Below are 8,648 nucleotides of genomic sequence, written 5' to 3'. Positions count from 1 at the left end.
GGTGTGAAAGCGTTGATTGAAAGGGTGGGCGAGCTGTCGCCGAAGGAACGCAAGGCCTTGGCGGTGATGCTCAAGCACAAGAACATCAATCTGTTCAGCGTCGCGCCGGTGTTCAAGCGTCAGCCCGAGGAACCGCAACTGTTGTCCTATGCCCAGGAGCGGCAGTGGTTCCTCTGGCAGATGAGCCCCGAGAGCAGTGCTTATCACATCAGTGCCGCCCTGAAGTTGCAGGGCGCGCTCGACATCGCTGCGCTCGATGCCAGCTTTGCCGCGCTGGTGGCCCGTCATGAAACCTTGCGCACCCGCTTCGTCCAGGATGACGAGCAGGTGCTGCAGGTGATCGATGCGCCGAACTGGGCCGGGATCGAGCAGCAGACCCTGGCCCTCGACGACGCGCCGCAACGACGCCAGGCGCAGTTGCAGGCGTGTGTCGAGGAGGAGATCCAGCGCCGTTTCGATCTGCAGGCCGGCCCGCTGTTGCGGGTCAAGCTGTTGCGGCTCGGCGAGCAGGAGCATGTGCTGGTGCTCACCCAGCACCACATCGTCACCGATGGCTGGTCGATGCAGGTGATGATCGACGAGCTGGTCCAGCTGTACGCCGCCGCGTGCGAAGGGCGGACCGTGCAACTGCCGGCGCTGCCGGTGCAGTACGCCGACTACGCCTTGTGGCAGCGCCAGTGGATGGAGGCCGGTGAGCAGGAGCGTCAGTTGGCCTACTGGACCGAACGCCTGGGTAGCGAGCATCCGGTGCTCGAGCTGCCGTTCGACCATCCGCGCCCGGCGGAGCAGAGCCTGCGCGGTGCGAGCCTTGAGGTGAAGCTCGAGGCGCAGCTGTGCCGTGAACTGCGCAGTGTGGCGCAGGCGCAGGGCGTCACACTGTTCATGCTGTTGCTGGCGTCGTATCAGGTCTTGCTGTACCGCTACAGTGGCCAGCGCGACCTGCGCATCGGCGTGCCGGTGGCCAACCGTAATCGCATGGAGACCGAGCGACTGGTCGGCTTCTTCGTCAACACCCTGGTGCAGCGCGTCGAGATCTCGGGGCAGACGACCGTGCGGGCGTTTCTCCAGCAGGTCAAGGCCGATGCCCTGGGCGCGCAGGCGCACCAGGACTTGCCGTTCGAGCAGCTGGTCGAAGCACTGCGCCCGCAACGTACCCTCAGCCACAGCCCGCTGTTCCAGGTGATGTTCAATCACCAGGGTGGTGCGGCGTTGGGCGCTGGCGGTGACGGCGCCCAGGCGTCCGGCCTGCGTATCGAAAACCTCAAGAGCGAGGGCCATACCGCCCAGTTCGACCTGACCCTGAACATTCTGGAGCAGGGCGATGCGCTGGATGCGCAGTTCACCTACGCCCTGGACCTGTTCGAACCGGCGACCGCGCAGCGCCTGGCCAGGCACTGGCAGAACCTGCTGCAGGCGATGGTCGCCAACCTCGACTGCACGCTGGACGACCTGCCGCTGATCGCTGCCGACGAAGTGCGCGACACCCTGGCGTGCTGGAACGCCACCGCAGTCGAGTACCCGCTGGAGCACAGCGTCCAGGCGCTGATCCAGCGCCAGGTCGAGGTCACGCCGGATGCCACGGCGCTGGTGTTCGGCGAACGTCAGCTCAGCTACCGCCAGCTCGACGCCCTGGCCAACCAGTGGGCGCACCGCCTGCAAACGGCGGGCGTGGGCCCGGATGTGCTGGTGGGCGTGGCGGCCGAGCGCAGCGTGGAAATGGTCGTGGCGCTGCTGGCGGTGATCAAGGCCGGTGGCGCCTACGTGCCGCTGGACCCGGAATACCCGCGCGAGCGTTTGGCCTACATGATCGAGGACAGCGGCATCGAACTGCTGCTGACCCAATCGCACCTGCGCGAGCAGTTGCCGCTGCCGCAGGGCCTGGAGTGCCTGCTGCTCGACCAGCCGCTGACCGGCTATGCCGAGCAAGCGCCGGTGATCGAGGTCACTGGCGAGAACCTCGCCTACGTGATCTACACCTCCGGCTCCACCGGCAAGCCCAAGGGCGCGGGCAACCGCCACCGGGCGCTGACCAACCGCTTGTGCTGGATGCAACAGGCCTATGGCCTGACTGCTGGGGACCGCGTGTTGCAGAAGACCCCGTTCAGCTTCGACGTGTCGGTGTGGGAGTTCTTCTGGCCGCTGATGACCGGCGCTTGCCTGGTGGTCGCCGCGCCGGGGCTGCACCGCGACCCGGCGCAACTGATCGAGCTGATTCGCCGCGAGCGCATCACCACGCTGCACTTCGTGCCGTCGATGCTGCAGGCCTTCGTCGCCGACCCGGCGGTGACGGGCTGCGCCAGCCTGACCCGCATCGTTTGCAGCGGCGAGGCGCTGCCGGTGGATGCCCAGCGCCAGGTGTTCGACAAGCTGCCGAATGCCGGGCTGTACAACCTGTATGGCCCGACCGAAGCGGCCATCGACGTGACCCACTGGACCTGCCGCGAAGAAGGCCGCGACAGCGTGCCGATCGGCGAGCCCATCGCCAACCTGCAGACCTATGTGCTGGACGCTGGCCTAGGCCCGGTGGCGGTGGGCGTGGTAGGCGAGCTGTACCTGGGCGGCACCGGCCTGGCGCGGGGTTATCACCGTCGTCCGGGGCTGACTGCCGAACGCTTCGTCGCCAGCCCCTTCGGTGACGGCGAGCGGCTGTACCGCACCGGCGACCTGGCGCGCTACCGCGCCGACGGGGTGATCGAGTACATGGGGCGTATCGACCATCAGGTGAAGATTCGCGGCCTGCGCATCGAGCTGGGCGAGATCGAAGCACGGCTGATGGAGCAGGACGAAGTACGCGAAGCGGTGGTGCTGGCGGTGCCGGGTGCCGGTGGCCTGCAACTGGCGGGTTATCTGGTGCCAAGCACGCCAGTGGCGGACGACGCGGCGGCCGAAGCCTTGCGCGCCACCTTGCGCGAGCGCCTCGGTGCGGTGCTGCCGGACTACATGGTGCCGGTACACCTGTTGTTGCTCGAGCAACTGCCGCTGAGCCCCAACGGCAAGCTGGAACGTCGTGCGCTGCCGCACCCTGCGGTCGGCCAGTCGAAACAGGCCTATGTCGCGGCGCAGAGCGCCGTGGAAAAGACCCTCGCCGGGATCTGGCAGGACGTGCTCAAGCTGGAGCAGGTCGGGGTCAACGACAACTTTTTCGAACTGGGTGGCGACTCGATCATCTCCATCCAGGTGGTCAGCCGTGCGCGGCAGGCCGGTATCCGCTTCACGCCCAAGGACCTGTTCCGCCACCAGACCATCCAGGGCCTGGCCGGTGCGGTGCGCATCGAGGCCGGGGGCCAGGAAGCCGAGCAGGGGCCGGTGACGGGTAGGGCGGGACTGCTGCCGATCCAGCACGCGTTCTTCGAGCTGCCGCTGGCGCAGCGCGCGCACTGGAACCAATCGGTGTTGCTGCAGCCGACCCGGGCGCTGGACGCCGATGCCCTGGAGCGCGCCTTGCAGGCGCTGCTGGTGCAGCATGACGCGCTGCGTCTGGGCTTCACCGAGGTGGACGGGCAGTGGCAGGCACAATTCCGTGAGGTGACCACGGTCGGTACGTTGCTGGAGCGGGTCGAGGGGGTACAGCCCGACGCCCTGCAAGCCCTGGGTGAGCGGGTGCAGCGCAGCCTCGACCTGGCCGACGGCCCGCTGGTCCGCGCCGTGCTGGTCACCCTTGCCGACGACAGCCAGCGCCTGTTGCTGGTGATTCACCACCTGGTGGTCGATGGCGTGTCGTGGCGGGTGTTGTTCGACGACCTGCAAAGCGCCTACCAGCAGAGCCTGGCTGGCCAGGCACCGGACCTCGGGCCACGCACCAGCTCGGTCAAGGCCTGGGCCGAGCGCCTGGAAAGCTATGCGCACAGCGAGCAGGGCCAGGCGGAGCTTGCGTACTGGGAGCGTCTGCGCGAGGTGCAGGTGCACTGGCCTGTAGCCGCGCCGACGCAACCTCTGCTTAATCGCGACGCCGCCACGGTGCAAGTGCGCCTGGATGCGGCCCTGACCCGACAATTGCTGCAGCAGGCGCCTGCGGCCTATCGCACCCAGATCAATGACCTGTTGATGACGGCCCTGGCGCGCACCCTGGTGGCCTGGACCGGTGACGAGCACGCCCTGGTGCAACTGGAAGGGCACGGGCGCGAAGCCTTGTTCGACGACATCGATCTGACCCGTACCGTCGGCTGGTTCAGTTCGATGTTCAGCGTGTGCCTGACGCCGGCTGCCGAGCTGGGGGCCTCGATCAAGCAGGTCAAGGAGCAACTGCGCGCCATTCCGCATCGCGGCGTCGGTTTCGGGGCGCTGCGTTACTACGGCGAGCCGCAGGTGCGTGCGCTGCTCGCGGCATTGCCGCAGCCGCGGGTGACCTTCAACTACCTGGGCCAGTTCGACGGCAGTTTCGCCGTGGACGATGGTGCGCTGTTCACCCCGGCAAACGAGTCTGCCGGGGCGGAGCAGGGCGAGGATGCACCGCTGGGCAACTGGCTGACGGTCAATGGCCAGCTGTATGGCGGCGAGCTGAGCCTGAACTGGATCTTCAGCCGTGCGCAGTTCGCCCCCGACGAGATTCAGGCCCTGGCCGAGCGCTACATCGAGCAGCTCGGCGCGTTGGTGCGCCACTGCGTGGAACTGCCGCTGCGCGGCGCGACGCCTTCGGATTTCCCGCTGTGCGGGCTCGATCAGGCCCAGCTCGAGCGCTTCCCCGGCCTGCTGGAGCAGGTCGAGGACATCTACCCGCTATCGCCGACCCAGCTGGGCATGCTGTTCCACACCCAGGAATCGGCGGCCAACCTGTACATCAACCAGACCAGCATCGAGGTCAAGGGCCTCGACGCCGAGGCGTTCATCGCCGCCTGGGCGCAGGTGGTGGCGCGCCACGAGATCCTGCGCACCGGTTTCTGGACCGCCAGCCACCTGGCCGAGCCGCTGCAGGTGGTCTACCGCCAGGGCAGCCTGCCGGCGCGCTGCCTGGACTGGCGCGAACGCACCGTCGAGCCAGGCGCCTTGCAGGCGCTGGCCGATGAGGATTGTGCGCGCGGCTTCGAGCTGCTCGAGGCGCCGCTGGCGCGCCTGAGCGTGGTGCGCCTGGATGACGACACCACGCAACTGATCTGGACCAGCCACCATATCCTCATGGATGGCTGGTCCAATTCGCGCCTGATGGGCGAGGTCTTCGAGTGCTATGCCGGGCATCCGCTGCCCACCAAGCGCGGGCATTTCCGCGACTATATCGGCTGGTTGCGCGCGCAGCCGGCGGCGCGCCAGGAAGCCTTCTGGCGCGAGCGCCTGGCAGGCCTGGAGGGGCCGACCAGCCTCAGCAGCAGCCTGCCGTTGCCGGCCGATGCGCAGGCTGAAGGCCATGCGGCGCTGTACCTGGACTGGGATGGCGCACGCACCCAACGCCTGCGCGAGGTCGCCCAGCAATTGCGGGTGACCCCCAACACGCTGGTGCAGGCGGCCTGGCTGTTGCTGTTGCAGCGCCATAGCGGGCAGCAGACCGTCTGCTTCGGCGCCACGGTGGCCGGGCGCCCGGCGGAGTTGGCAGGCTCGGGTGAGATGCTCGGCCTGTTCATCAACACCTTGCCGATCGTCCAGACCCTGTCCGACCAGCAGCCGCTGGACCAATGGCTGCAGGCCCTGCAGGCCTGGAACCTGGAGGTGCGCGACCACGAGCACACGGCGTTGGCCGATATCCAGCGCTGGGCCGGGCAGGGCGCCGGTGGCCTGTTCGACAGCATCATCGTGTTCGAGAACTACCCGGTGGACGAGCGCCTGGCCCAGGCCCAGGACCAGCAGTTGCAGTTCGGCCAGGTGAGCACGCGTGACGTGACCAACTACGCCATGGACCTGGCGGTGCACCTGGGCACGACCCTGAAGATCGAGTTCCTCTATCTGGTCGGGCGTTTCACGCCGGCCAGCGTCGAGCAGATCCTCGCCAGCTTCGAGACCTTGCTGCAGGCGATGCTCGACCAGCCGCAGGCCCGGCTTGGCAATCTCGGTTTGCTCGATCAGGCCGGACAGCGCCAGTTGCTCGAGGCCAACCGCCTGGGCGGACAGGCGCCGACGGCGCTGCTGGGCGAGCAGATCGCCCGCCACAGCCGTGAGCGTCCGACGCAGGTCGCGCTGGTGTGTGCCGGTCGCCAGTTGACCTACGCCCAACTCGAACAGCGGGCCAGCCGCCTGGCCGAGTTGCTGGTGGCGCAAGGTGTCGGCCCGGAAGTGCGGGTGGGCGTGGCCCTGCAGCGCTCGGTGGACATGGTGGTGGCGTTCTACGCGGTGATGAAGGCCGGTGGCGCCTACGTGCCGCTGGACATCGACTACCCCCGCGAGCGCCTGGACTGGATCCTGCAAGACAGCAACGCTGCCCTGATCCTCACCGAGCACAGCGTGCAGGCACGCCTGCCGCAGCGCGAGGGGGTGAACTGGCTGCCCCTCGACAGCCTTGACCTCGATGCTGCGGGCATCACCCGTGGCGCCGCGACGGTGTCGCCCGACAACCTGGCCTACCTGATCTACACCTCGGGTTCGACCGGCAAGCCCAAGGGTGTGGCGGTCACCCATGGCCCACTGGCCATGCACTGCGCGGCGATCGCCGAGCGCTACGAGATGGACGCGCGCACCCGCGAGCTGCTGTTCATGTCGTTCGCCTTCGACGGCGCCCAGGAGCGCTGGCTGTCGACCCTGAGCAATGGCGGCTGCCTGGTGATCCGCCCGGGCGAACTGTGGACGCCTGAACAGACCTGGCAAGCGCTGCATGCCGAGCGCATCGACATCGCCTGCTTCCCGCCAGCCTACCTGCAACAACTGGCCGAGTACGCCGAAGGCCGCGAGCCGCCGGCAGTGCGCATCTACTGCTTCGGTGGCGATGCGGTGGCCCAGGCCAACTACGACCTGGTGCGCCGCAACCTGCGCCCGCAGGCGCTGACCAATGGCTACGGCCCGACCGAAACCGTGGTCACGCCGCTGCTCTGGCGCGTTGCCGCCAACCAACCGTGCGAGGCGGTGTACGCACCGATCGGCACCCGCGTCGGCGAGCGTACCTTGTATGTGCTGGACGCTGCACTCAATCCGGTGCCGGACGGGGTTGCCGGTGAGCTCTACATCGGCGGTGAGGGCCTGGCGCGCGGCTACCATCAACGTCCGGATGTGACGGCCGAGCGTTTCGTCTGTGACCCGTTCGCGCAGGCGGGCGGGCGTCTGTACCGCACTGGCGACCTGGTGCGCCGTCGCGCCGATGGCGTGTTCGACTATCTCGGCCGCCTCGACAACCAGGTCAAGGTCCGCGGTTTCCGTATCGAGCTGGGCGAGATCGAGGCGCGCCTGCGTGGGCGGGCCGAGGTACGCGATGCCGTGGTGGTCGCGCGGGAGGTCAATGGCAGCAAGCAACTGGTCGCCTACGTGGTGGCCGAGGCGGGTGACAACCTGGCCGAAAGCCTGCGTGCGCACCTGGCCGATGAGCTGCCGGACTACATGGTCCCGGCGCAGATCATCCTGCTCGCAGCGCTGCCGCTGAGCGCCAACGGCAAGCTCGACCGCAAGGCCCTGCCTGACCCGCAGTTCAAGGCGCGTGAGCACGTGCCGGCCAGCACCCCGCAGGAACAGGCGCTGGTGCGCATCTGGCAGGAGGTGCTGGAGCTCGACCAGGTCGGGATCACCGACAACTTCTTCGAACTGGGCGGCGACTCGCTGCGCGTGCTCAAGGTGCTGGGCAAGGTCCGCGCGGCACCTGAGCTGGGCCTGAGCCTGAAGCTGCGCGACATCATGAGCAAACCGACCATCGCCCAACTGTGCGGCAGCGAACGCAAGCCGCAGGCGCCGGATCCGCTGTTGGCGCTCAACCGTATCGTCGACGGCAGCTCGCCGCTGTTCTGCCTGCATGCCGGCTTCGGCACGGTGTTCGACTACGAGCCGCTGGCCCGCCACCTGGATGGGCAGTGCACGGTCTATGGCCTGCAATGCCGTATGCTCCTGGACCGCGAGTGGCAGGACAGCTCGTTGGCGGCAATGGCTGGCGACTACGCCCAGGTCGTGCTGCGCAAGCAGCCTGAAGGGCCGCTGCGGCTGTTGGGCTGGTCGCTGGGTGGGCCGTTGGCGGTGCTGGTGGCCGCCGAGCTGATCCGCCTTGGCCGCGAAGTCAGCCTGCTGGGGTTGGTGGACAGTTACCTGCCGGGGCTGGCCGCAGCGGGCGGCGACTGGCGTGACGACTTCCACGGTTTCGTGGCGGTCACCCTGGGCGATGCGCCCGCAGCGGCGCTCGACCCCGCAACGCTGACGCAACTGGACGCCGATGCGTTGGCGGTGCAGATCGGGCAACTGCGCGAGCAGGGCAGCACCTCCGAGGTGTATGCCCGAATCGAGGCACAGGACCTGGCCCACACCTTCGTCGTGGCCATGCGCCTGAAAGCCCTGGGTGAGGCCTTGCACAGCCTGCCGGCGGTGGCGGCCGAGGCGCGCTGCTGGTGGGGCGAAGGCGTCGGCAGCCGCGAGCGTGCCAGTTTCGAAGCGGCGCTCGGGCAGTGCCAGGCCAGTGCGGTGGTGGCGGCAGGGCACTTCGAATTGCTGCAGCACCCCAGCGTACTGGCGGATATCCGCGACAGCCTGGCCCCGACGTTCAGTCATTGAAACCTCGGGCGCCCGCCGCACAGGGGGGCGCCCGTATCGCGTCTTCC

Annotated in this window: 1 protein-coding gene; it reads left to right on the top strand. The window is 68.2% G+C overall.

Annotation, left to right across the window (positions count from 1 at the left end):
• Window positions 1-3 precede the first annotated feature (3 nt).
• Window positions 4-8,601 (top strand): non-ribosomal peptide synthetase, encoded by an 8,598-nt coding sequence (locus tag IAE40_RS15615; protein WP_325167281.1) that lies wholly within the window; start codon window positions 4-6, stop codon window positions 8,599-8,601.
• Window positions 8,602-8,648 lie beyond the last annotated feature (47 nt).

This window comes from Pseudomonas sp. S44 (genome assembly GCF_016624805.1).
In the GTDB taxonomy this organism is placed as follows: domain Bacteria; phylum Pseudomonadota; class Gammaproteobacteria; order Pseudomonadales; family Pseudomonadaceae; genus Aquipseudomonas; species Aquipseudomonas machongensis.
This window is presented reverse-complemented; position numbering and strand designations above follow the sequence as displayed.